Below are 22,269 nucleotides of genomic sequence, written 5' to 3'. Positions count from 1 at the left end.
CTTCTGCTACCTCCCGCACCATCCATCGCATCACCGAAAGGCACACTATGTCTCACCCTAACTTTGCCCCTGTTCCGCCCGCCGCTCCGGCGCCTGCACCGCGGCCGTTCTACAAGAAGAAGCGCTTTGCCATCCCGGCTGGCGTGCTGTTCTTCGGCATCCTGCTCGGTTCCTGCTCCGGCGGGGGAGCCGGGACTCCGAGCGGCGCGGACGTTCCGCCTGCTTCCGCTGAGGCAGTCCAGCCGGCGGCAGCACCGGCGTCGGCCGCTCCCGCACCGGCTCCTGCGGCGCCTGCTGCACCGACGGTGGGCACTCCCTTTACTGTGGAGATGCGCAACGGGGACGTAGCCCGGATCACCGTGGTCTCCGCGGTCAGGACGGACACCGTGAGCACGACAGCGTTTGCCACTCCGCCCAAGAACGGCACCTACCTGCTTCTGGACGTCCTGTGGGAGACCGAGAAGGGCACCACCTCTTCCAACCCGCTGTACTTCTCGGCTAAGGACGCTAACGGGCGTAAAGCCGATATGAGTCTGTTCGCGGACAACCAGCTGGGCTCCGGCGAGGTCCTGCCCGGAGACAAGTCCCGAGGCTTTATTGCTTTCGATATTGCTCCCGGGGCTGCCACAGTCATGATTTCTGATCCGCTGCTGCAGGAAGCTGCTCGGATCCAGATCCCTTAGGAGGTCCTGGCCAGACTGGGGTGGAAGGAGACCTTTCGGTTTATGCCCAAGCGACAAATCTCCTTCCACCCGTACGGTGAGATGTGCTCGCCGCACTCCCACAGCTAAACAACTTTCAGTAATGCGCAGTGATGACACACAGCGCCGTCACCCATGCGTCTCAACTCGTAGGGCAACATGGATCCAGCAATCACAGTCGAATTGGAGAATCTCAGTGAGCACATACACAGACCCGCTCGTCCACGGCGCAACGCCGATGAGTGCCTACGAGGGGCAAGTGTGGGACAAGCTCAACGAGCACTGGCAGCGGCGTAACAACCGCCGTGGCCTGCCGAACTGGGCGAGCAATGCGCTCGAGCGCACCGGCGAGGTAACAGGAAAGGCCGTGAACAGGGTCACGGCGGTTGTGCCAGAGGCGGTGAAGGAACCGATGCGACGTGCCGGCGATGCTGTTGCCACCACGGCCGTGCGGCCAGCGCTCGCAGGCGCGGCATCGCTTCTCGAACTGGTTAACGACTGGGCTTTGGAGCTTAACGACCCGAAAAGCGTAGAGAAGCTCGCCCGGAAGCGGGGTCTCGACCTCAACAGTTTTACCGAACTGCGGCAGCATGACCTCAAGGTCTGCGACCGTTTGCTGAAATTCAACACTCTGACGTGGCGGACGGCGGGCGCGCTGGAAGGTGGGACTATGGGTGTCCTGGCTCTGACGCCCGTGGCTGGTATCCCTGTCGCGATAACAGCCGACATTCTCGTCATCCAAGTCCTGAGCACATCGATTGCGTCGCGCATCGCATACTCCTACGGTTACGACGCAAAAGACCCCGATGAGCAGATTTTCATCCAGCGCCTGGTACGCCGGTCATTCATGGCACAAGCAGCGAAGGTCGAACCGCTGCGTGACGTCGCACGTGCAGCTGAAGCGATCAACGGACGCGTTAGGTGGTCGGACAAAATCCGCGCCGACCACCGCCTGCTGGCCGGCCTTGAGAAGTTGATGCAGCACCTTGGACCGGCCGGATCCACGGTTCCGATCCAGAACGTCGCAAAGGTGGTGCCGTTCGTAGGCATCCTCATTGGTGCCGGCATGAACTCAGCGGTCCTCGGCAATGTGGCCGCGGACGCGCAGCGGTACTGCCAAACCCGGTTTCTGTGCGAGAAGTATGGTTTGCCGCTACCGGCCGCGCTCGCAAGCGACTCAGATAACGAGCCTTTGGCTGAGACTCCTTAGGCAAAAACAGCTGTTTCGGCCTCAGCACCTTGGCTCCCGACGGCGCGACTTCATTTTGGTAAGCTGTAATCCCGATTTGCATGTGTAACGCAAGCGGTCTCACAATACGTGACAGGAGCAAATTAGCAAGCCGGGCCAGCGCCATGTAATCAGCACCTTGTCCAGGGTGCCAACAGAGCCGATCGCGCCAAAAGCCACCCAGAACAGCGCTTATTGATTTGGTAACGCAGCAAAGAATATAATAGAAGCAGTGAAGGCCTCCGGATCGCCCCCGGGGGCCTTTTGCAATTCCTGACCTACGTCTTATCGCGTGACTAGATCCAACTGCCTTCCCATAAACAAATAGTCTTTTCAAAATTCCAGCCCTTGGCATCCGCCCGAGGGCGCTTCGCTTTAAGCCACCTAGAGGAGAAACCATGACCGAGCAAGATATCACCCCGTACCTCAATTGGACTAAGAACATGTTGCGTAACGAGGAGCGGCCTGTTGTATCCCGGATGCCGGGCATCCGTGAATGGGCTGTGTGCTTCAGCGCAACGGCTGCTCGCGTCGACAGGTTCTTGCAGTTGGGGCATGAGGAGTCCAAGACTCTGCCCCAATCCCTTGCACTCGATCTAATCGAACTCGACCAAGCGGCGCTCACTGATGCCCTTGACGATGAAGGATTGCTCAAGAACTTCGTCTTCTTTTGGAGTGCCGTGGCAGATGTCTATGGCAGTACCGGCACCAGCTCTCAAACCGAGGCGAAGCGTCTCGATCTCCTCGTGGAATGGTCCTTGTTGCTGACTGCCCTGCCAGGGTCAAGCTACCCAGGAGTGAAACTGTTGGCGCCTCAGTACCGACACGAGCGCGCGCGTCTTGCACTGACAGAACTGCGGAAAGAGAACAATGACTTCGCGCACGTGGCATTGGCCCTCCAACTTGTGCAGGAGCATGAAGCCACGCTCGGCATGCGCTGGGATATGCAGTCGGCATCGTTCACGAGGCCTGACGAGACTGCTGGCAGAAGACTGAAAAGCGCTCGGCAGCCTTGGGATGAATGCGGTGGCAAGCTGGTCAACCGCGACCCGGAATTTTCGGTCGCGGCTTCAGTTGTTCGTGGTGCGGAGGAGCCCACCTTGAGGTTCGAACTTTATGGCAACTGGCGGGATCACTGGAGGAACACGATGCTTTAGCTCTTGCCGGGCGAGCTAGCGTCCCTCGCTGGCTCGGTCCACTACGTAAACCTGGCGGAGTGGAATACGGGTTTTCCACCGCGGTGATATTTCGTCGTAATTCTGCAGGGTCAGTTCTACGACATCTGCGCCCGTTAGGAGACGAAGGTTTTGCCTTTCGCGCTCATAGCCCAGTGCATCTTTGCTGAAACTTCCAAGGCAGACGAAGAGGGCAAGTTCACCGTGTGCGAGCGTCCCACTAAGGCGCTGAACGTCCGGGCGGGACTGCTGGGCGGCGGTGTGTTTGCACTGGACCTTAATGACGGGAGGTTCAAGACCGAGCGGGTCCCTGTGAGCGATGACATCGACACCGCCGTCAGAGGAGTAGGGCGTTACCCTCGCTTCGTATCCCATCGCCCTAAGCAAATCAGCAGTAAAGTGCTCGAATTCTTCGTGCGAGAGGTCCTGCAGCAGCGTTTTCAAGATGAAGTCATGCGTGAACTGGTCCAACCGAGCGGCACTGGGCTCGTTCTCAATCCAATCATCAGCGGCCTGCCGCTCGATCGAATCAAGTGGCATGCCCGGCGCCACCGCATTCGGACCCGCATTCAGGAAGTTCATGAACACCTGAACATTCTTTTTGACGCGGAAAAGCGTCATGGCGGACCCAATCTCGTAGAGCGCTTCCTGGGGAAACAGACCTCGCGAAACTCCCGTTTTTAACCATCTGACCTTGCGGCGATGTGGATGGATGGGCGCTTCGGACATGTACTCATATTCCCCTGTGATGACACCGAAATTCAGGGTGCTGTCAGCACGGTACGGCGCTATGACGATGTCGCCTTCCTTCATCTCGAAACCAAAGCGGTACAGAATCCCGGCCCAGACGGGGATTGCCCCCGCCTTGGCATCAGGGTATGCGCCAGCTAAAGCTCGCTTCAAAGAATCGCGGTCACTACCAACGGAGTGAAGATTAGGAATGACGGACCAACCAATGCTGATAAAGCCTTCCTCAACCAGTTCATTCGATAGTGCGTCGTTGTGAATGCCCCAGACTGCAACCAACACGTCCCCAATCTCTCCTCGCCGCTTCGGCCTCCTTAGCCTACCGTCGGCCCAGAGGACGCCGGAGCCGCGGACCATGACCCTGTACGGGGAAAGCCAATTCTGCGAGCAGGGCGAATTCAAGGGCGGTACCGAGAACCAAGTAGCGTATAGCTATGCGAGTAGTCTCTTGGAACTGTGCTATGGGTTATGCCAAAAAGCGCTGGCTGGTGGAGGCGCTTCAGCCCGATGTCGCGGTCTTACCGGAGGTCTCGCAGAAACATATCGCTGAAACTGATGCTCTGTTCAAAGCCTGGGTTGGTTCCAATCCTCACAAAGGCCTCGGCGTCATTGGTTTTACTCACCGCTCCTATCTACTCAAGGAAGCGGGACGACTCCTGCCCTGGCATATTCCGTTCACCGTAGACGGCATGAACATTGTCGCACTATGGGCCCACGTTCGCGACAAAGACCTGAAGTATGTCCGGGTCACTCACGAGATTGTCGATCGCCACGCTGACTTCCTGACGTCGGCACCTTCGCTGCTTATCGGCGACTTCAACAGCAACACCATCTGGGATAGGGACCACCCAGGAAGGAACCATTCCCTCTTGGTCGACAAACTTCATGGGCTCGGGCTCCGAAGCGTTCACCATGGAGCTGAGGAAATCACTCACGGGGCCGAAAGTACGAAAACCTACTTTCACACAAAGAAGTTGCACTTCGGACAACACATTGATTACGCCTTCCTCCGTGGAGCCTCAGCGTCCCTCGAGATTGGCCTGCCAGAGGACTGGCTGCAGTACAGCGACCACATGCCCCTGATTTTGGACATTGAACCTTCACAAAGTACCTCCGTTTATGGGGCCCCCGCTCTGGAGAGTCCTGCACGAGTGCGGGCATCCGCCCGTTCTAGTCCTGACGCTGGAGACCGATACCCGGCGCCTGACAGCAGCTGCGGATCCGGCTAGGCCAGCCAGCGCCACCAGCGTGGCCGCTCCGGTTCGGGCATCCGTTCCGGTTCCGGTTCCGGCTGCTCGCCCAAGGCCAGCGCGGCCTGGACGATGTCGTCCGCGGTGAGCGTCATGACGGCCTCACGATCGAGTGCGTCGAGACTTTGTTCCTTGTTGAGCGACAGCCGTAGCGCCTGGCGGTTGAGCGCCTGCTCGAACAGCGTGCGGGCGAACCGTGCGTTGCCGGAGTCCTCGCTGGCGTGGAGCCCGGTGAAGATGCGGCGCAGCATCTGGTCAGCACCCGCCTCCAACGTGTACTCGTGCTGGGCCAGCATCTGGTGGAAGATCGTCTGCAGTGCGTCGACGGAGTAGTCGGGGAACGTGATCTCGCGGGCGAACCGGGAGCGCAGTCCGGGGTTCGAGAGCAAGAAGGACTCCATCAGCCTCGGGTAACCGGCCACGATCACGACCAGGCGGTGGCGGTGGTCCTCCATCCGCTTGAGCAGGACCTCGATCGCCTCTGGGCCGAAGTCCATACGGCCGTCCTCCGGGGCCAGCGCGTAGGCCTCGTCGATGAACAGGACGCCGTCCAGCGCACGCCGGATCACCCGGTCCGTCTTGATGGCGGTCGCACCCACGTATTGCCCCACCAGGCCCGAACGGTCGACCTCGACCAGGTGGCCCTTTTGCAGCAGTCCCACCGCGCGGTACATCTCGGCCAGGAGCCGCGCCACGGTGGTCTTGCCCGTGCCCGGATTTCCGAGGAACACCAGGTGCTGTGATGTGGCCACCTCCGGCAGGCCGTGCGCCTTACGGCGGGCCTGGACCTGGAGCAGTGCGACGAGGGCCCGCACCTGTTCCTTCACGGTCTCCAGCCCGACCAGCGCGTCGAGCTCGGCCTGCACCTCGGACAGCGGCCGGGCCGGCCCGGGCCTCACACCGATGAGATCGCCCACCAGGTCGTCCACGCGCTCTGAACCGGGCAGCTTGAGCTGATCGGCCAGATGGCCGATGGTTTCGCGCAGGTCGTCGAGCGGATTGCGGCTGGGAGCCATGCATCCACTGTAGTACCCGATTCCCACCTTGATGCAGATTCGCCGGGTGGCCCTCAGAACAGCGGCCAGGGCACCGCCGGCATTTCACCGCTCGGAGCAGGGAACCGACCCAACTGGCGCAACCGGGCGCAGCGCACGGCGGCCGACGCAATTTCTTGGGCGGAGAGCAGGTCCGCCAGGCTTCGGCCCAGCTCACCGTCCAGCCCTTCGCTGACACGATCGATGCCCTCAAGTTCCTCAACGGTCAGAGCGTCTCCCAGCCACCCCCACAGCACCGTGCGCAGCTTGTGGTCACGGTGAAAAGTGAGTCCATGGTCCACGCCGTGGCGGTGCCCGTCCGTCATGGCAAGGATGTGTGCGCCTTTGCGGTCGGCGTTGTTCACGACGACGTCGAACACCGCCATGCGTCTCAGTGCCGGTGTGTCCTCGTGGACGAGGGCGACCATCCGCCCCTCCTCATCCTGACCCTCAAGGACGTGTTTCCAACCGCTTTCCGGGACGTCGTCCGTTGCCACAAGGTCCACCGCGTTCTGGCCGGGGTCTGTCTCCTGCCAGAGCTGCACCATCCCTATGCCCAACGGACCATCGCGGAGCCAAGTGCGTGGCACTATGTTCCAGCCGAGGACCTCAGAGACCAGGTAGGAGGCAACCTCCCGGTGGGCGAGGAAGCCATCGGGAAAGTCCCACAACAATTTCTCCCCGACTATCGGTTTATAGACGACCGTCGTGTCGCCGATACTACCCACGAATGTAGCGTTCGACGCCGTCGTGATGCGGCCGGTGAGCGTCAACTCGGCAGTCAGCAGGTCGGGCGCCGGCATCAGACCTCAGGAAGAGTGCAGACGTGTCCGTCTGGGTCCACAGGGTAACCGCAAAGGGGGCATGCGGGACGCCCGGCCCCGACAACCTCACGGGTGCGCTTGGCGAAGGCACGGGCGGTACCGACCGGCATCCGCACCAACAGCATTTCGGGCACTTCAGCGTCGTCTTCCTCGAATGACCCGTCGTCCTCAGCATCAACTTCCGCGAGCGGGTATGCCTCGATGACCACCTGCGCCGTCGTCGGGTCCCAACCCAGGCTCAGGGCGCCGGTTCGAAACTGCTCCTCGACCGCCTCGAGCTGGTCATTGTCGACGAGCTCAATGGGAGTACCTGTGGGAACGCTGAAAGGGTTGCCCTCGAGGGTCATGAGCTGATCGAGGATTTCGTCAATCTTCTCGGCGAGCTGGGCCGACTGCTGCTTCTCCAAAGCGATGCTCACAATTTGCTGACCTGTGCGTACCTGCAGGTAGAACGTGCGCGACCCCGGAACGCCGATGGTTCCAACGACGACCCGGTCGGGCCAGGCAAATTCATGAACACGTGTAGGCATAAGAGCATTTTAGGCACGGGTGCTTCATGGTGCCTGATTAGTTGCAAGGGTGGCGAGGTCGCGGATTACTCGTTGGATCTCATGTTCCCGTCTCCTGGCAAGGGAAGTTTGTTGTACTGCACGCGGCTTTACCAAGGGTTTGGTGGGCGGAGCAGGAACAGGAGCGTCCGTGATATGTGCTTCCTTTGCCTTGGGCGGAATACTGCTCATGTTCATACGTCCCCCCGACGTAGATGTTTTGCTGCCGTGTGGGGACACTCTATGAAGCCTGAAGAACAAGATGGAAGGGTGTTTTTCCACCTTTGGGATTTTTTGCGGCGATCTTGAGGTAGGCGGTCAGGCCCTCTGCCAACTTACCGGGAGCGCCTTCAGCCCATAGATGATGGTGCTTTCCATTCGTTCCAGGTGGGCTCCCTGGTCCAGAGCAAGCCCGGGCAAACGGGACAGTAGGGCACCCAGCGCGATCCTGGCTTCGAGCCGGGCCAGCGGGGCGCCGAGGCAAAAGTGAATGCCGTGGCCGAACGCCAGATGCCGGTTCTGGCCGCGGTCCACGTCGAACTCGGCAGGCCGCTGGAACTGCCGCTCGTCGCGGTTCGCGGAGCCGATCCAAGCCACGATCGGTGCGCCGGCCGGAATCAGTTCGTCTCCCAAGACAGTCGCCGTGACCGTCACCCGGTACATGGACTGGACCGGCGATCGAAAGCGCAGCACTTCTTCGATGGCCTGGGGAAGCAGGGCGGGTTCCCTCAGCAGGCGGTTCATGGTGCCGGGGTACTCAGCCAGGCACAAAACCGCGTTGCCGATCAGATTGGTGGTGGTCTCATTGCCGGCGACGAGCAGCAGGGCGCAAAAACCGAGCAGTTCGGGCACCGTCAGTTTTTGGCCGTCAATCTCCGCTGCCAGCAGGGTGCTGATGAGGTCCTGGCCTGGCCGGCGCCTGCGTTGGTCGATCAGGGCCAGGAAATACTCCGTCATCTCCACGTTTGTGCCGGAGTGGTTCTCACTGGTCGAATCAGTCCGCGTCTGGCTGACAATCACGTCGGACCATTGTTTGAAGCGCTCACGGTCCTCCGCGGGGATACCCATAAGTTCGGCGATCACTATGACCGGCAGCGGGTAAGCCAATTCCTTAATCAGGTCTGCGCTGCGGCGGGCCGCGATCCCCTCCAAAAGCTCGTCAGTGAGCGCCGCGATACGGGGAGCCAGCGCGTCCACGGCTTTGGGCGTGAACGCCTGGGTCACCAGGGATCGTAGCTGCCGGTGCCTTGGGGGATCGGTGGCAATCAGGCTCGCTGCGAATAGTTGGCCGGTCCCCGATGCATCGTCCCCGCCCATGCGCGACGAGAATGTTGCATATTCGGACAGTGCCCGCTGGACGTCGTCGTACCGGAAGACGTGCCAACTTCCGGATTGTTCGTCGTAATGGACAGGGGCAGTTTCCCGCATTCGTTCGTAGTGGGGAAAGGGGTTGAGCTGATGTTCAGCGGACTGGATGAAGTCCACGGCTGGCCTCTCTGCTCGCCGGGAGCCCTATCGGTCGACCGGACGGTGGGCCTGGGTCGACTGAGCGTCGAGCCTTGATTTTAGCCAATGCCTGCTCCTGGGTCATTAGCAGGCGGTAAAGCGGTTGGTTCTGGATTCGCCGTTACCGGTGGATGCGTTCTTGCCAGTCCGCCGGTACCTTGTCTTCCGGTGCAGGTGCCGGCTGCTCCGGTGGCCTCGACTGAGGATCCGGAAGCCGCGGGCCGCGGAAGAATCTCTTCGTGGTGTGGTCGTAGAACCAGTCCTCCCCAGGTTCAAAGGACCTCATGACGGGGTGACCGACGGTGCGCGCGTGGGCACTGGCATGCTGCGAGGGTGATGAATCGCAGCATCCGATGTGGCCGCATTGGGCGCAGCGGCGGAGATGTAGCCACCACCCCGGGCCGTCACCCCTGAGGCACTCCAGACACCCTGTTCCACTGGGTATGGCGACGAGGCTGATTCCCGGAATAGGACGATTCTCCATCGTGTCCTCCAAAATCTCCGTGCCTTGGGAAAATGCCAGAATCAACGGGACAACCGGGGCTGATATTACTCCGTTCCCGGTGGCTAAGGACCTTCCCGGAGGCAGCGGCACCCCTTGTCCCCACTGTCCCGGCGCGAGTATCGTGAGCGCCACCGAACCATTGAACCGGAGAGACGGCGGCTATGGATCACTCGGTTCCGATCATGCTGATTGCTACCGGAGACTCAGCCTCTCGGCGCATTCTTGAAGACGAGTTACGTCGTCGCTACGGTGCCGACTACGAGGTGGTGGCCTGCGCCGACCACGCCCACGGGCGGGCGGTGCTTGAGGGGCTCCGGCGCTGGAATCGCCCGGTTGCCCTCATACTCGGGTGCTACGGGCCGGCTGACCGCGGTGGGCTCGATTTCCTCCGGCGTGCGTATGGCTTTCACCCGGCCGCCAAGCGTGGCGTTGTAGTGACATGGGGCGATTTCGCTAGCGCCCCCACTGTATTCCGGGCGATCGGGCAGGGCTACGCCGAATTGGTGATCATCCGTCCCGAACGATCGCGCGACGAGGAATTCCATGGGGCTATTACCGACGCCCTCGATGACTGGCACCTGGCCCAGGGGCTTGGGTTCGAGGCGGTCCGGCTGATCGGGGAGGTAGGCGACGAAAGAACGCATACGCTGCGCGACTCCTTGAGCCGAAACCACATCCCGGTGGGTTTCTACCCTGCCGGGTCCGAACTGGCGGAACGGACGCTCGAGAGCGTGAACCTGCGCGACCCCGTGCTGCCGGTCCTAGTGCTGGAGTTCACGGCTCCACCCATTGTCCTCGAGAACCCCAGTGACTTAGAAATTGCCGAAGCAATGGGGGTGACGCGACCGCCACCGGCGGACAAGATCTTCGATGTGGTGGTTGTGGGAGCCGGCCCCTCCGGTCTCGCGACCGCCGTATATGCCTCCTCCGAGGGCTTGTCCACCATGGTGGTGGAGGGAGAAGCTGTGGGAGGCCAGGCCGGCACCAGCTCGTTGATCCGCAACTACCCTGGCTTCTCCCGCGGTGTGAGCGGTGCCCATCTGGCCTACCGCTCATTTCACCAGGCATGGACTTTGGGCACGGACTTCCTGTTTCTGCGGAAGGTGCAAGGGCTCGGTGTGGATGGAGCGGTGTACGCTGTGTCGATTTCCGATGGCACTGTCGTACGGTGCCGTGCAGTTGTAGTGGCCACCGGCGTGGACTACCGTCGCCTCGGCATTCCTCAGCTGGAGGATCTGGTGGGCAGAGGCGTCTTCTACGGGGCCACAGTCTCCGAGGCGCCGTCGATGGCCGGAAAGAACGTCTGCGTGGTGGGTGGCGGCAATTCGGCCGGACAGGCGGTTCTGCACCTCGCGAAGTACGCGAAAAAGGTGACGCTGCTGGTGCGTGGACCCACACTGTCAGTCAGTATGTCGGAGTACCTCATCTCCCAACTTGAGGCCACCCGGAACATTGCGGTCCGCTATAGCACCAGGATCGTGGGGGCCCGCGACCAGGACGGATTCCTTGCCGCCGTCAGGGTGTCCGCATCCGGCGCCGCCGACGGAACCCCGGATGAGGAGATCGAAGCGGGCGGCCTGTTCGTGCTGATCGGTTCGGTTCCGCGGACTTCCTGGTTGCCCGAGACCGTAGAGCGTGACCCGGCCGGTTTTCTGCGCACAGGAGCCAGCCGGGATGTCAGTGACGCCGGGTCCGCCAGGACGGACAGGCCGCCATTGGCGCTGGAAACCAGCATGCCCGGCATTTTCGCGATCGGCGACGTGCGGGCCGGTTCGATCAAGAGAGTGGCTACCGCAGTGGGGGACGGCGCCACTGTGGTCTCGATGCTTCACAGCTACCTGGCCGAGAACCCTTTGCCTGTCCCACCGTCTAACCCCGGAGAGGCAGCCGCACCCGAGGAACTGCCCGGTGACGTCCGCTTCACCTGAGGCCACGCCCTTGATTCCACCGATGCGGCGGCTGCTCTACCTCGCTGCATTCCTCGTGTTCCTTGCCGGGCTGGTGCTGTTCGTGTTTCCGCTCCGGACTGCGGAATGGTTCGCGTGGACAGTCAATCCGCCCATGACCGCCGTCTTCCTCGGCGCAGCCTACTGGTCAGCAGCCGGCCTGGAGGTGGCGGGCGCCCGCTCAGCGAGCTGGGAATCAGCGAGGCTGGCTGTCTTGCCGGTGTTCGGCTTCACGGCATTGACCCTCGGAGTCACCCTGCTTCATCTCGACCGTTTCCACCTGTCGCCAGGCACTGCCACCCTTGCGCAAGTAGCCGCCTGGGCATGGCTGGCGATCTATGCGATCGTCCCGGTGGCAATGCTGGTCATCAGCTGGATACAGATCCGCTCCCGGCGTCCTGCCTCAAGGTCCCTAGCAGCGGGATGGCCGGTGCTGCCCCCTGCGCTGCGGCTGCTCCTGGTGGGAATCGCCGCGATACTGCTGTTGTATGGCGTGGCGCTCCTGGCAGCACCCATTCCCGCCGCGGCATGGTGGCCGTGGCCGCTGTCCGAGCTCACAGCCAGGGCGATCGGAGCATGGCTGGTCGGTCTTGGGTGGGCGGCCGCGCAGGGCCAGATGAGCGCCGACCTTCGCACCGTCCGCCCCGTAGCCCTGACCTCTGTTGCCTTCGTCATTCTGCAGGCGCTTGCCCTGCTGCGGTATGGCGGTGCCCTGGCCTGGGCGAGCGCACCGGCGATCGGCTTCGTAACCGTACTCCTTGCCATCGGAGTGGCCGGCGGATGGGCGCTCGCGCTTTCTTTTCGCCGGTAGCGCGGGCCTAAATTACGTGAGCGGCCTTCCAGTCCCCACTAAGCTCTAAGCATGGCGGTTCAAGATTCTCCGGGAAATACGACCAAGGCCATCCATCAGGACCTTGGTCAACGCCGTGGCTGGATTTTGACGATCGCCGTGGGATTCGCCGTCCAGATCCTCAGTGTCGTTATCGGCTTGAAGACAGTGGGGCCGCTGTGTGGCAGCCCGCTGCTCCCGCAAAGCCGTGCAGCTGAAATGGCAGACGTGCAGCTGCGGACTACCGAACTGGCGGCAGAATGCTACCGGAACATCGATTCCGCGTCGGTCCCTGTCTGGATCCTCATGGCGTTGGGAATCGGCCTTGTCCTGACCGGAGTGGCCGTCAGGATCGTCGCTATCCGCAGGTCTATTGATCTGACCCGGAGCTGACCGAAACCATCACCTGCGGACCTTCCCGCGGCGCAGCCGGCGTCGGTTCGCTCTTTGTCCTGTTAAGGGCCGGACACGGCGCCATGCCCTGTGCGGACGGCTACTGCCGGCCTCGGCAGGAGGGGGAGCCGAGGCCACCAGTGAAGACCCGTTCCGGCGGCGGCGCAGCCTCAGGATGGCGAATGCCGTCAAACCAATCCAGGCGAAAGCGGCACCGATAATGACAATCACCGCAGGAATCGGATCCATGGCTAATTTTAGGGACCGGGCCGCGTGGATGGCCGCCATGATTTCCAAGGGTTACTAACACGTGATTGAAGTAGTACCGCCGTTACCCGTTCATGACCTCTGTACAACTGATGGATCTCACCCCGTAGTAGTAAGCAATCATTTTCCTTGACGGAACAGAATGGCCCCTGTAACAGTTAGGCGTGGGCGGATCGATGGAGAACCACCAAGGGAATGGCGCGGCGTCAATCCCCGGTGGGCTCACTCAGGGTTCCGCGGCCCCGCCGCCACTCCTGGAAGTCCGTGGACTGACCAAAAGCTTCTTCGGCATTCCCGTGCTGGAAGACGCCCACCTTACCCTTCACCGGAGCCAGGTTCACGGGCTCGTGGGCGAAAACGGCGCCGGGAAGTCCACCCTGATGAAAGTGCTCGCGGGGGTCTACCAGCCGGACGCGGGAACAGTGCTTTTGGACGGCGAGGAAGTCAACTTCAGCCACCCTACGAAGGCCCACGAAGCCGGGCTGTCATCGGTATTCCAGGAGTTTAATCTCCTTCCCGACCGGACAGTGGCCGAGAACATCTACCTGGGCCGGGAGCCGCGCCGCGGAGTCCTGGTGAACAAGGCGCTGATGAACGCGAAAACGGCGGAGCTGCTTGAGTCGCTCGGGATCACTGCCATCCGGCCTACCGCGCAGGTGCGGACCCTGACGGTGGCTGAGCAGCAGGTAGTGGAGATTGCGAAGGCTGTCAGCTATGACGCCCGGATCGTTTCCATGGACGAACCCACCGCCGCACTGGCCGGCGCCGAAGTTGAGCTCCTCTACCAGATCGTGTCCCGCCTCCGGGAACGTGGAACGGCGATCCTCTATGTGTCCCACCGGCTTCGGGAGCTCTTTGACCTGTGCGATGTCATCACCGTCCTGAAGGACGGCCGCGTGGTCAGCACCGGCCCCGCCTCGGAACTCGACGATACAAGGCTGGTCCGGCTGATGGTGGGCCGGCCCATTTCAGCATTCTTCCCGGACAAACTGCCCCGGACGGACAGCGGTGCCGATGTCCCCGCAGGTCCGATCCTCGAACTGGAGGCGGCTGGAAACGGCCAGCTGGACGGGATCAGCTTCAGCGTTCAGCCGGGTGAGATTGTGGGGCTGGCCGGCCTCCAGGGCTCCGGCCGGACTGAGCTGCTGCACGCCATTTTCGGCGCCGCCCCCTTTACCCGGGGCACCATGAAGGTGGAAGGCCGTGAAGTCCTGCCGAAGTCGCCGCGGGAGGGGGTCCGGGCGCGGATGGCCCTCATCACGGAAGACCGCAAGGCTGAGGGCCTGAGCCTGAACCAGTCCATCCTGAACAACGCGCTGACCGTGATCAGGTCCGTTTTCCCGCGCCGCACAGGCGCCGCCCGAACCGAGATCCCCGGTGTGTTTTCCTCCCTGGAAGTCGTGGCCCGGGACCTGGACCAGGAGGTGCAGTACCTCTCCGGCGGGAACCAGCAGAAAGTGGTCCTTGCCAAGTGGCTGGCCATCCGCCCCCGCCTGGTCCTGCTGGATGAACCGACCCGCGGCATTGACGTGGGAGCCAAAGTGGCGGTGTACCAGCTGATGCGCAAGCTGGCAGCCGAAGGCAAAGCCATCCTGATGGTCTCCAGCGAATTGCCGGAGGTCATCGGCATGTCGGACCGGATCCTGGTCATGCGCGACGGGCGCCTGGCCGGCGAACTTCCGGCCGGGACGTCCGAGGAAGCCGTCCTGCAGCTGGGAACGGGCGCCAGGACCACACCTGGAGGAGGAACATGAAACAACGGGGCAGCTTCATCGACCGCCTGTCCTCCACAGAGATTGTCTACCTGGTGGCGCTGCTGACCCTGATCGTTGGTGCCGTTCTCGTGAGCACGATCGGGCGGAATTTCTTCAGTCAGGGCAATATCTCCAGCATCCTGACCGGAACCAGCGTCCTCGGTTTCATCGCGATCGGACAGACGCTGGTCATCCTCGCCGGCAGCCTGGACCTCTCTGTCCCCTATGTTGCCAGCCTGGCCAGCCTTATTGCCGCCGGGGTGATGGCCAACAACCCGGGTAATGTCGTGCCCGGGGTCCTGCTCACGCTGGGCGCCGCGGCCATCATCGGCCTGGCGAACGGGCTGATCGTGGCCCGCCTCAACGTGCACGGGTTCATCGCCACGCTGGGCATGGGCCTGATCATTAGCGGCTATCTCGCTACTAATTTCAAGGGCAGCTTCGGGCAGACCCCGCTCTCGTTCCGGCTGATCGGGGCGACCGGCCTGGGACCAGTTCCCATTTCGACCATCATTATGCTGGCCTGCGCGGGGCTGGCCATGCTGCTGCTCCACCGCACCCGGATGGGCCACCACCTCTACGCCGTCGGCGGTGATATTTCCGTGGCCCGGACGTCTGGAATCCGCATCGACTTGCCTGTCATCACGGCCCATGTGATCTGTTCGGTGATGGCCGGAATGGCGGGGCTGCTCCTTGCCAGCCGGCTGGGTGTGGGCAGCCCGACGGTGGGCTCGCAGGGCGGCTACGACCTGCTTTCCATCGCCGCCGTGGTCCTCGGCGGCACCCTGCTTGCCGGCGGCAAAGGGACCATCACCGGAACCCTGGGCGGCGTCCTCATCTTCGCCATGCTGGACAACATCATGTCCGTCATGCAGATCAACCCCTTCCTCAAGGACGTAGTCAGGGGCGTGGTGATCGTCGTCGCGGTCGCCGTGTACGCCCGCCGCAGAATCGTCAACAGGCCGGAGCGCTTCAGTTCGAAGGGCTCTGCGGAAGCGCCTGCCGCAAAGGCTGCATTGGCGGAGGGGCCATGAGCGCGGCACTGCCCTCCGGGCGCAGCGCGGTCCTCCGGCAAAACCGCGCCAGCCGTTCCCAGCGGCTCCTGCGGGCTTTGCGGACCCCCGGCGGCGCCGTTTTCATCCTGTTGATCGGCCTCCTGGCGGCCATCATCGCCCTGAACCCCTCCTTCGGGGAGCCGGGCTCCTTCATCCGGTTCATTGGCAGGACAGCGCCGATCGCCATCGCCGCCGTCGGCCAGTACTTCGTCATTGTGGGCGGCGAATTCGACTTGTCCATGGGATCGGTGGTGACAATGCAGGTCATCGTTGCCGGCAACCTCATCCGGCAGGACGATTCCAGGGTGATCCCGGTGCTGATCCTCATGTTTGTGCTCGGCGCCTTCATCGGACTGGTGAACGGACTGATCACAACGCTGCTCAAGGTGCCCAGCTTCATTGTGACGCTGGGCATGATGCTGGCCCTGCTCGGGCTGGTCCTCTACTGGACGGGCGGCGCGGCCCAGGGAAACCCGGCGGACAGCTTCCGCCAGATAGGGCGGGGCGGGATCCAGGATGTCCCGGTTCTGGACATCATTCCCTACCCTGTGATCATCCTGACGGCGGTGGCCATCCTGGCCGTGGTCCTGATGCGCCGCCCCTTTGGCCGCATGCTCATCGCAGTGGGCGACAACCCGAGGGCTGCTGAACTGTCCGGTTCCCGCGTCTGGTGGGTGCGGACTCGGGCGTTCATCATCTCGTCACTGTCGGCCACCGTGGCAGGCATCCTGCTCGTGGGCTATGCCGGAGTCCATCCTTCGGTGGGGCGCGGTTACGAGTTCACGGCGATCACCGCCGTCGTCCTCGGTGGCGTGGTGCTGGGAGGCGGACGCGGCTGGGTCCTGTCTGCGGCAGCAGGCGCGTTTGCCCTCGAGGCGCTGTTCACCCTCCTGAACTTCATGGGCGTCCAGGCCACGTGGCGGGACACGGTCCAGGGGGTCATCATCATCATCGCTGTGGCAGCAGCGTCCAAGTCATGGCAGCGAAAACGCAAGGGCGCCGCATCCGCTGCCCATGACGAACGGCACCGGCTAAGCGCAGCACCTATGCCCCGCGAGGGCACCGAACAAGGAGGAGATCGAGTCTGATGCGCAAACACTCTATCCGCGCTGTCGCGCTTGGGGCGGCGTTGCCGCTGGTGGTGCTGACCGCCTGTACCACCACGGATCCGTCAGTTACCGAAACGACGGCGCCGGGTACCGGCTCGCCCGCGGCAACCACTCCGGCGAGCCAGGACTGGTTTGACCAGAAGCTGTACGATGACCAGTTTGAGCAACGCTCAGCGACCTTCGAAGGGAATGCGGAGCAGCCCTACCTGCAGTACATTGCCGGTGACATGACGGACACCGCGAAGTTCGCCTCAACGGGGGCAAAGAAGGTCTGCTTCGCCAACGCGTCCATCTCGAACCCGTGGCGCCAGACCGGCTGGATCACCATGAACCAGCAGCTCAAGGTCCTGCAGGACTCAGGGGTCATTTCCGAGATGGAAACCCGGGACGCCAAGGACAACGACAACACGCAGATTGCGGACATTGACTACTTCATCGACGAGGGAAACTGCGATGCGTTCGTCATCTCGCCCAACTCGACGGCGGCCCTGACCCAGGCTGTGGAACGCGCCTGCGAGACCGGCAAGCCGGTGGTTGTCTTTGACCGGGGGGTGGAAACGGACTGCGCCACCACGTTCATCCACCCGATCGGCGGCTTTGCCTGGGGCATTGACACCGCCACGTTCCTGACCGACAAGCTGCAGTCCGGTGACAAGGTGGTGGCCCTCCGCATCCTTCCCGGCGTGGACGTGCTGGAACACCGCTGGGCGGCGGCGAAGAAGATCTTCGAGGAGAAGGGGATCGAGGCCAAGGACTACTTCACCGGGGCGGACCCCACCGAGATCAAGAAAATCATCTCCGATGAACTGGCCACCGGCGACGTCCGGGGCGTCTGGATGGACGCCGGCGACGGTGCCGTGGCTGCCCTCGAGGCGTTCGAGGATGCCGGCAAGGACCTTCCGGTGATGACCGGCGAGGATGAGATGAGCTTCCTGACCAAGTGGAAGGAGACCGGCATCGATGCCATGGCCCCTGTCTACTCCAACTTCCAGTGGCGGACCCCGCTGTTGGCCGTGGAAAAGATCTTCAAGGGTGAGCAAGTCCCGGCAGAATGGATTCTCCCGCAGAAGCCCATCCTCGCGGACGAGCTGGACGACTGGCTGCAGCGCAACCAGGGGATGCCCGGCGGCCACTACGCCAAGTTCGGCGGAGAAGACCTCCCCGGCTACCCGCAGGTTTGGCAGCAGCGGCAGATACCCTGACACTGTCCCTTTGCGAGCAGCGTGGAAGGGAGTGGCGTTGGAGGGAGCGGCGTGAAGCGTTCCATCGGGATCAGCACATGGGTCTGGGAATCTCCCCTGACCGATGCCAACCTGGGCGGGCACCTGGCGAGGATCGCCGCGCTGGGGTTTGACGCCGTCGAACTCCCGTTGGAAAACCCCGGCGACTTCACTGCCGCCGCGGTGCGCGAATCGCTGGAGTCCACGGGGCTTTCACCGTTTCTTGTTGGTGCCATGGCGCCGGGCCGGGACCTCGTAGCCACGGACCCGGCCTCCGTGGAACGGACCCAGGCCTACCTCATGGCCTGCGTCACCATGGCCAGCAGTATCGGTTCGCCCACTGTTTGCGGTCCCTTCTACGCCCGGACGGGCCGCGTCTGGCAGATGTCGGCGGGGCAGCGGCGGGAGGCCTACGCCGAGCTGCGCCGGAACCTGGAGCCGGTAGCCGCCCGGGCCCTGGAAGCGGGCGTAGTGCTCGGTATTGAGCCGCTGAACCGGTATGAAACGTCGCTGATCAACACGGTGGACCAGGCGCTCGAGGCCCTGGAGCCGTTACTTGGCAACGGCGTGGGCCTTGCTCTGGACAGCTACCACCTTCATATCGAGGAGCGTTCGCTGGCCGCCGCAGTCCGGGCGGCCGGCGAACACGTGGTGCACGTGCAGGTGTGCGGGAACGACCGGGGCGCTCCCGGCGGAGACCAGACCAACTGGGAAGGCTTCCTGCAGGCCTTGGACGAGGTGGGCTACAGCGGACCGTTGAACATTGAAAGTTTCACTGCCGATAATGCCGCGATTGCCGTTGCTGCCTCCATCTGGCGGCCGCTGGCCCCGAGCCAGGACGAGTTGGCCGCAAGAGGCTTGGCTTTCCTGCGCGGCCTGTAGTCGAAAGCGCCTGGGGCTGTGGCAGCGGCAGGATCGGCCTGGTTACCTACTGAAGGTCACCCGGTCCCGCTTACACGCACACCGCCAACCGCCCCCGTCCACGGCGTATCGCCCGGGCTGGGCAGGAACAGATGCGCGAAAACGTACCCCTGTTGAAGTGCGATGACCTGTGATGTGGCCCCGGCGCAATCCAGCTCGAGCTCCACCGGCCGAAAGGGTGCCCCGGGATGCTCCTGTCCAACGAAGACCTTCGCGCCTGCTGCACCAACACAGGCCGCGGTGACCGTGTACTGACCGGCCGCGGACACCTTCTCGAACGTGCCAAAGCCCCTGTCGGGTCCGTCCAGTGGCCCCACTTCGGAAAGGAGGACTGGTCCCGGTGATGTCCTGAGGAGCCGCTCCAGCTGAGCGTAGTTCCTTGCCTCCTGCTCCAGGACGTGCCTGCTATTGTATGGCGGGAGCGACGCTGTTGCTGGCGCGGGGGCTGTTGGGGTGTTCACCGTCCCGGGCTCCGGGTAGTCATAGGAGCACCCCGTCATACCGCCAAGAGGGAATGGCAGGCACAGCGCAAGCGCAACCAGGTGGCGCCTGTCCTTCATTCCCACCCTTCAATGGTGGGCAACCTTGCCGTTCAATACAACAGCTGCGTAACCGTATAGAAGTCTGCCGCTCCAGATGGCCCCCTCAGGCAGCACCGCCACAAGCATGGTTCACGGCCTTTAACCAGTAACGGTGTCGCCGTGGCGGTGTGCGACTTTCCAGTCGCCGTCTTCGCGGCGGTATATCTGCGTGGCCCGCAGGACGTAGCTGCGCGGCTCACCGTCCACTGAGGTCGAGGTGTGCTCGAGGCCGGCGGTGTATGCCATATCGCCGTTGTGGATGGCCAGTTCCGCGTTATACAGCGCAGTCCTCACCCACGCCAGAAAATCAGTCCATTTCCAACGGCCTGGCCAGATCGAATCGCTCCACCAAAACTGGAAGTGAGTCCGGCTAACGCAGTTTACGGGAGTAGGACGAGCCCGAGGCGGTCCGCTCCAACAGTCCGAAGTCCACCATGTAGCGGCGCAGCATCACAACGTCCTCGGTATAACTGAGGAGCCGTTCATTAACCTGCTTTTCGGTAAGGTTCTCGCCGGGCTCGATGGCTTCGCTGATGATCCAAGCCAGCAGCTCGCGCCGCTCCGACATGTTGGCTGGATACCTTTCGATCCTGCCCAGGCGCATAAAGCGGTCCACTCCGCTCTGCGGCTGGCGCCGAGGTTGCTGAGCCAAAAGGTCCCGGAAGATCGATTCAGGTGCCACCAGTTCGTCCGCGGCATTCCGTTCGACGAGGCCAGACTCAAGCAGGCTATCCAGCGCCCGGTTTCGCCGCTGATCCTGTGCGCCAGCAAGCACCTCGGGAAGCTCTGCTCCGAGCACAATTTGTGCGTAGGCCGTTCGGGCGTCGCTGTTGGCGAGGGCAGCCACCACTCGCCGCCAATGGGGCCCGCTAAACCTCGTCCCTCCGGCCACAGCATTTCCTCACTCTGCATCTGCGCCCACCTGTACCGATCACGGTGCTGAAATCGTAGTCCTGGTGCCAGTGCCTGCGGAACCGCGGGCGGCCCGCCTCCAGCCCTTCGGCAGGGTCTGGATCACGATGGGCAGCGGGTCTACATTGGTTCTGGCGGTGCAGTAGGCCCAGCCACCACTAATCCAGGAGGCGACGATGAGCCCCAACCCAAAACAACCGATAACCGATGACAGCATCCAAGTCCGCCAAGTCAACCATTACCAGTTCAGCTGGGTGGCCGGAGAAGCAGCGAAACCTGGCACCTGGACCCTCCAGTTGGTCCTTGACCAGGGCGCGTGGGAAGAAGTGCTCACGCTCGATGCGGAGGACGCCGAGGTTCTCCAAAACCTCTTGAAGCGCTCGGCAACGGTGTATTACGACGTGCGGCGCCGGACCCTGATGTTCGGGACCACACCAGCCGGACAGTAATTGGCGCCGCCGTCCTTTTCGGTCCTGCCGGCATGTCAGTCCTGGCGCCCTTCGAGGATGCGCCGCGCATCCTCCTGGGCTTGGAGGGCCAGCTCGCTGACCACCTCGCCCGTCATATGGCCGGCGGCGGAAATGATGCTCCGGAGTTCCGAGACTGTCCGCGGCGAGGCCACGCCGTGGTGTGCCATGGCGTGGCAGTTGGGGCATAACGGTACGAGGTCAGCAACAGGGTCCAGTTGGTACCCGTCCCCGAGCATTACTGGCGGCACGACGTGGTGCACGTCAATGAAACCCGTGCCAATAGCGCCGTAGGAGGCCTCGAATGAGAAACCGCACGCAGCGCAGGACGTTCCATGGAAGGCCAGGCACACGCGCCGAGCGTCAGGGTTTCGCTCGTAGCGGTTTACCTCGACAGTGCTGACAGCGTGCGGCGGGTACGTTCCCGAAACCAGCTGCATAGGCTCCACTGCCGAAGGTCCGTGGTCCCGCCAAAGCTGGCGAAGATCATGTTCCGCCTCAGGCGGAACGGCCAGACTTGAGCAACCTTGTGCGTCACCCCAGGGAATCGCAGGGACGGCTGCGCTGAGGGCGTCGGGACGTATTTGCTCGCCAAGGGGGAGAAGGGCGTCGAAAGCGACGCTGACATAGCAGCCAGGTGCATCAGCATCCCCGGAATGGACGGCCTCTGAAGGCTCGGAGAGCACCACGCCATGGCCGATCAGGCCGGCGCACGCGTCAGTGCCTCCCTGCAGCAAGAGCCAAACCTCAGTTCCCGCCAGGATGTCCCGGTTGTCGCCGGCGCTCCAGCGCTGCAGGAACCGGCCGGACTCCGCAACCTGCTCGACGGCGGCGCGGTAGTTCCAGCCGTTCCACCGGTTGGGGTTCCATCCCAGAATTACTGCAGCCACCACTCACCTGCTCCAGCCCACACCGGATCGCGTCCCATAGCTTGAACGGCGGGACCTAGAGAGGTTCCTTGGCCAGCGCCTTGGTCTTGGCCGGTGTCTCGCGTCCCAGGCGCTGATCAAGCGTGACGCGCAGCCTGGCGGCTGCTACTTGGACGCGATGCTCAGCCGGGGAAGTCTTCTGTTGGGCCGGTTTGGCAGGGGAGCTGCTACGGGGAGTAGGAACGAAGCGGTGTTCAGATGACGCTGCGCTCATACTCCAACCACCTTAATCTTGTCCTCATCCGTCGTTTCATTGTCGCCCATGTCGGCACGTGAGTCCACGAAGGCAAACTGCTGTAGCTCCTGGGCGTCCCGCGAGCGGAGTGGGGGACGGAGCAGGAGTCACTCCACCAGCCTATGTGGCAGCA

General features: G+C 62.8%; 23 protein-coding genes. 13 read left to right on the top strand and 10 right to left on the bottom strand.

All coding sequences use genetic code 11. The features are described from left to right. The first annotated feature begins 47 nt into the window (after positions 1-47). The 3 genes from AC5RUQ_RS19235 to AC5RUQ_RS19225 all read left to right on the top strand — a co-directional run bounded on the left by AC5RUQ_RS19235 (position 48) and on the right by AC5RUQ_RS19225 (position 3,086). Positions 48-683, top strand: a complete 636-nt coding sequence (locus AC5RUQ_RS19235; protein WP_493948892.1) for a DUF4352 domain-containing protein — start codon at positions 48-50, stop codon at positions 681-683. 256 nt (positions 684-939) lie between these two features. Then, entirely contained in the window at positions 940-1,911 is a 972-nt protein-coding gene (locus AC5RUQ_RS19230) for an EcsC family protein (RefSeq protein ID WP_493948891.1), read from the top strand. Between the two features lie 416 nt (positions 1,912-2,327). Beyond that, on the top strand, positions 2,328-3,086 hold the full coding sequence (locus tag AC5RUQ_RS19225) for a hypothetical protein (RefSeq protein WP_493948890.1): 759 nt from the start codon (positions 2,328-2,330) through the stop codon (positions 3,084-3,086). Between the two features lie 15 nt (positions 3,087-3,101). Here AC5RUQ_RS19225 and AC5RUQ_RS19220 read toward each other — a convergent pair whose 3' ends face one another. After that, complete coding sequence (locus tag AC5RUQ_RS19220; RefSeq protein ID WP_493948889.1) at positions 3,102-4,133, bottom strand: restriction endonuclease; 1,032 nt, start codon at positions 4,131-4,133, stop codon at positions 3,102-3,104. A gap of 152 nt (positions 4,134-4,285) precedes the next feature. Here AC5RUQ_RS19220 and AC5RUQ_RS19215 point away from each other — a divergent pair, with 152 nt between their 5' ends. Then, positions 4,286-5,080 (top strand): endonuclease/exonuclease/phosphatase family protein, encoded by a 795-nt coding sequence (locus tag AC5RUQ_RS19215; RefSeq protein ID WP_493948888.1) that lies wholly within the window; start codon positions 4,286-4,288, stop codon positions 5,078-5,080. Here the strand turns inward: AC5RUQ_RS19215 and AC5RUQ_RS19210 are convergent. From AC5RUQ_RS19210 to AC5RUQ_RS19190, 5 genes are all read right to left on the bottom strand, one after another. Next, positions 5,077-6,117, bottom strand: a complete 1,041-nt coding sequence (locus tag AC5RUQ_RS19210) for an AAA family ATPase (RefSeq protein ID WP_493948887.1) — start codon at positions 6,115-6,117, stop codon at positions 5,077-5,079. The genes AC5RUQ_RS19215 and AC5RUQ_RS19210 overlap by 4 nt on opposite strands. A 53-nt stretch (positions 6,118-6,170) precedes the next feature. After that, a complete protein-coding gene (locus AC5RUQ_RS19205) occupies positions 6,171-6,938 on the bottom strand; it encodes an SCO1664 family protein (protein WP_493948886.1) in 768 nt (255 codons plus the stop codon). After that, complete coding sequence (locus AC5RUQ_RS19200) at positions 6,938-7,489, bottom strand: DUF3090 domain-containing protein (RefSeq protein ID WP_493948885.1); 552 nt, start codon at positions 7,487-7,489, stop codon at positions 6,938-6,940. The genes AC5RUQ_RS19205 and AC5RUQ_RS19200 overlap by 1 nt, the downstream gene beginning before the upstream one ends. Before the next feature lie 336 nt (positions 7,490-7,825). Further along, a complete protein-coding gene (locus AC5RUQ_RS19195) occupies positions 7,826-8,992 on the bottom strand; it encodes a cytochrome P450 (protein WP_493948884.1) in 1,167 nt (388 codons plus the stop codon). A 142-nt stretch (positions 8,993-9,134) separates the two neighbouring features. Then, positions 9,135-9,497, bottom strand: a complete 363-nt coding sequence (locus tag AC5RUQ_RS19190; RefSeq protein ID WP_493948883.1) for a UBP-type zinc finger domain-containing protein — start codon at positions 9,495-9,497, stop codon at positions 9,135-9,137. A 203-nt stretch (positions 9,498-9,700) separates the two neighbouring features. Between AC5RUQ_RS19190 and AC5RUQ_RS19185 the strand changes: the two genes are divergently transcribed. The 8 genes from AC5RUQ_RS19185 (at position 9,701) to AC5RUQ_RS19150 (ending at position 18,973) form a co-directional block, all read left to right on the top strand. Continuing rightward, positions 9,701-11,446 carry an NAD(P)/FAD-dependent oxidoreductase gene (locus AC5RUQ_RS19185; RefSeq protein WP_493948882.1) on the top strand — a complete coding sequence of 582 codons (1,746 nt, stop codon included), beginning with the start codon at positions 9,701-9,703 and terminating at the stop codon, positions 11,444-11,446. Then, on the top strand, positions 11,427-12,275 hold the full coding sequence (locus AC5RUQ_RS19180; RefSeq protein WP_493948881.1) for a hypothetical protein: 849 nt from the start codon (positions 11,427-11,429) through the stop codon (positions 12,273-12,275). Before AC5RUQ_RS19185 ends, AC5RUQ_RS19180 begins: the two co-directional genes overlap by 20 nt. A 51-nt stretch (positions 12,276-12,326) precedes the next feature. Beyond that, a complete protein-coding gene (locus AC5RUQ_RS19175; protein WP_493948880.1) occupies positions 12,327-12,686 on the top strand; it encodes a hypothetical protein in 360 nt (119 codons plus the stop codon). Between the two features lie 443 nt (positions 12,687-13,129). Beyond that, positions 13,130-14,707 carry a sugar ABC transporter ATP-binding protein gene (locus AC5RUQ_RS19170; RefSeq protein ID WP_493948879.1) on the top strand — a complete coding sequence of 526 codons (1,578 nt, stop codon included), beginning with the start codon at positions 13,130-13,132 and terminating at the stop codon, positions 14,705-14,707. Then, positions 14,704-15,741 (top strand): ABC transporter permease, encoded by a 1,038-nt coding sequence (locus AC5RUQ_RS19165; RefSeq protein WP_493948878.1) that lies wholly within the window; start codon positions 14,704-14,706, stop codon positions 15,739-15,741. Before AC5RUQ_RS19170 ends, AC5RUQ_RS19165 begins: the two co-directional genes overlap by 4 nt. Then, the gene (locus tag AC5RUQ_RS19160) at positions 15,738-16,850 is read left to right on the top strand and encodes an ABC transporter permease (protein WP_493948877.1); all 1,113 of its coding nucleotides are present in this window, start codon (positions 15,738-15,740) and stop codon (positions 16,848-16,850) included. The genes AC5RUQ_RS19165 and AC5RUQ_RS19160 overlap by 4 nt, the downstream gene beginning before the upstream one ends. Next, complete coding sequence (locus AC5RUQ_RS19155) at positions 16,850-18,073, top strand: substrate-binding domain-containing protein (RefSeq protein ID WP_493948876.1); 1,224 nt, start codon at positions 16,850-16,852, stop codon at positions 18,071-18,073. Before AC5RUQ_RS19160 ends, AC5RUQ_RS19155 begins: the two co-directional genes overlap by 1 nt. A 51-nt stretch (positions 18,074-18,124) precedes the next feature. Continuing rightward, a complete protein-coding gene (locus AC5RUQ_RS19150; protein WP_493948875.1) occupies positions 18,125-18,973 on the top strand; it encodes a sugar phosphate isomerase/epimerase family protein in 849 nt (282 codons plus the stop codon). A 719-nt stretch (positions 18,974-19,692) separates the two neighbouring features. On the opposite strand, the gene AC5RUQ_RS19145 is transcribed toward AC5RUQ_RS19150, so the two are convergent. Continuing rightward, on the bottom strand, positions 19,693-19,887 hold the full coding sequence (locus AC5RUQ_RS19145) for a nuclear transport factor 2 family protein (RefSeq protein ID WP_493948874.1): 195 nt from the start codon (positions 19,885-19,887) through the stop codon (positions 19,693-19,695). A gap of 76 nt (positions 19,888-19,963) precedes the next feature. Continuing rightward, positions 19,964-20,440 (bottom strand): DUF2087 domain-containing protein, encoded by a 477-nt coding sequence (locus AC5RUQ_RS19140; RefSeq protein ID WP_493948873.1) that lies wholly within the window; start codon positions 20,438-20,440, stop codon positions 19,964-19,966. A 241-nt stretch (positions 20,441-20,681) separates the two neighbouring features. Between AC5RUQ_RS19140 and AC5RUQ_RS19135 the strand changes: the two genes are divergently transcribed. Continuing rightward, on the top strand, positions 20,682-20,954 hold the full coding sequence (locus AC5RUQ_RS19135; RefSeq protein WP_163164015.1) for a hypothetical protein: 273 nt from the start codon (positions 20,682-20,684) through the stop codon (positions 20,952-20,954). Positions 20,955-20,989: 35 nt separating this feature from the next. Here AC5RUQ_RS19135 and AC5RUQ_RS19130 read toward each other — a convergent pair whose 3' ends face one another. Beyond that, complete coding sequence (locus AC5RUQ_RS19130; RefSeq protein WP_493948872.1) at positions 20,990-21,862, bottom strand: HNH endonuclease; 873 nt, start codon at positions 21,860-21,862, stop codon at positions 20,990-20,992. A gap of 55 nt (positions 21,863-21,917) precedes the next feature. Then, positions 21,918-22,115 carry a hypothetical protein gene (locus AC5RUQ_RS19125; RefSeq protein WP_493948871.1) on the bottom strand — a complete coding sequence of 66 codons (198 nt, stop codon included), beginning with the start codon at positions 22,113-22,115 and terminating at the stop codon, positions 21,918-21,920. Positions 22,116-22,269 lie beyond the last annotated feature (154 nt).

Source organism: Arthrobacter sp. MDT2-3 (genome assembly GCF_059090465.1).
Note: the sequence above shows the minus strand (reverse complement) of the source record. Positions and strands in the feature narration are given on the sequence as shown.

What these genes read in the sequence shown, in the direction of transcription:
- AC5RUQ_RS19235 (WP_493948892.1), top strand. Translation starts at nt 48, where the DNA reads ATGTCTCACCCTAACTTTGCCCCTGTTCCGCCCGCCGCTCCGGCGCCT.
- AC5RUQ_RS19230 (WP_493948891.1), top strand. Translation starts at nt 940, where the DNA reads ATGAGTGCCTACGAGGGGCAAGTGTGGGACAAGCTCAACGAGCACTGG.
- AC5RUQ_RS19225 (WP_493948890.1), top strand. Translation starts at nt 2,328, where the DNA reads ATGACCGAGCAAGATATCACCCCGTACCTCAATTGGACTAAGAACATG.
- AC5RUQ_RS19215 (WP_493948888.1), top strand. Translation starts at nt 4,286, where the DNA reads ATGCGAGTAGTCTCTTGGAACTGTGCTATGGGTTATGCCAAAAAGCGC.
- AC5RUQ_RS19210 (WP_493948887.1), bottom strand. Translation starts at nt 6,117, where the DNA reads ATGGCTCCCAGCCGCAATCCGCTCGACGACCTGCGCGAAACCATCGGC.
- AC5RUQ_RS19205 (WP_493948886.1), bottom strand. Translation starts at nt 6,938, where the DNA reads ATGCCGGCGCCCGACCTGCTGACTGCCGAGTTGACGCTCACCGGCCGC.
- AC5RUQ_RS19200 (WP_493948885.1), bottom strand. Translation starts at nt 7,489, where the DNA reads ATGCCTACACGTGTTCATGAATTTGCCTGGCCCGACCGGGTCGTCGTT.
- AC5RUQ_RS19190 (WP_493948883.1), bottom strand. Translation starts at nt 9,497, where the DNA reads ATGGAGAATCGTCCTATTCCGGGAATCAGCCTCGTCGCCATACCCAGT.
- AC5RUQ_RS19185 (WP_493948882.1), top strand. Translation starts at nt 9,701, where the DNA reads ATGCTGATTGCTACCGGAGACTCAGCCTCTCGGCGCATTCTTGAAGAC.
- AC5RUQ_RS19175 (WP_493948880.1), top strand. Translation starts at nt 12,327, where the DNA reads ATGGCGGTTCAAGATTCTCCGGGAAATACGACCAAGGCCATCCATCAG.
- AC5RUQ_RS19170 (WP_493948879.1), top strand. Translation starts at nt 13,130, where the DNA reads ATGGAGAACCACCAAGGGAATGGCGCGGCGTCAATCCCCGGTGGGCTC.
- AC5RUQ_RS19165 (WP_493948878.1), top strand. Translation starts at nt 14,704, where the DNA reads ATGAAACAACGGGGCAGCTTCATCGACCGCCTGTCCTCCACAGAGATT.
- AC5RUQ_RS19160 (WP_493948877.1), top strand. Translation starts at nt 15,738, where the DNA reads ATGAGCGCGGCACTGCCCTCCGGGCGCAGCGCGGTCCTCCGGCAAAAC.
- AC5RUQ_RS19155 (WP_493948876.1), top strand. Translation starts at nt 16,850, where the DNA reads ATGCGCAAACACTCTATCCGCGCTGTCGCGCTTGGGGCGGCGTTGCCG.
- AC5RUQ_RS19135 (WP_163164015.1), top strand. Translation starts at nt 20,682, where the DNA reads ATGAGCCCCAACCCAAAACAACCGATAACCGATGACAGCATCCAAGTC.
- AC5RUQ_RS19125 (WP_493948871.1), bottom strand. Translation starts at nt 22,115, where the DNA reads ATGAGCGCAGCGTCATCTGAACACCGCTTCGTTCCTACTCCCCGTAGC.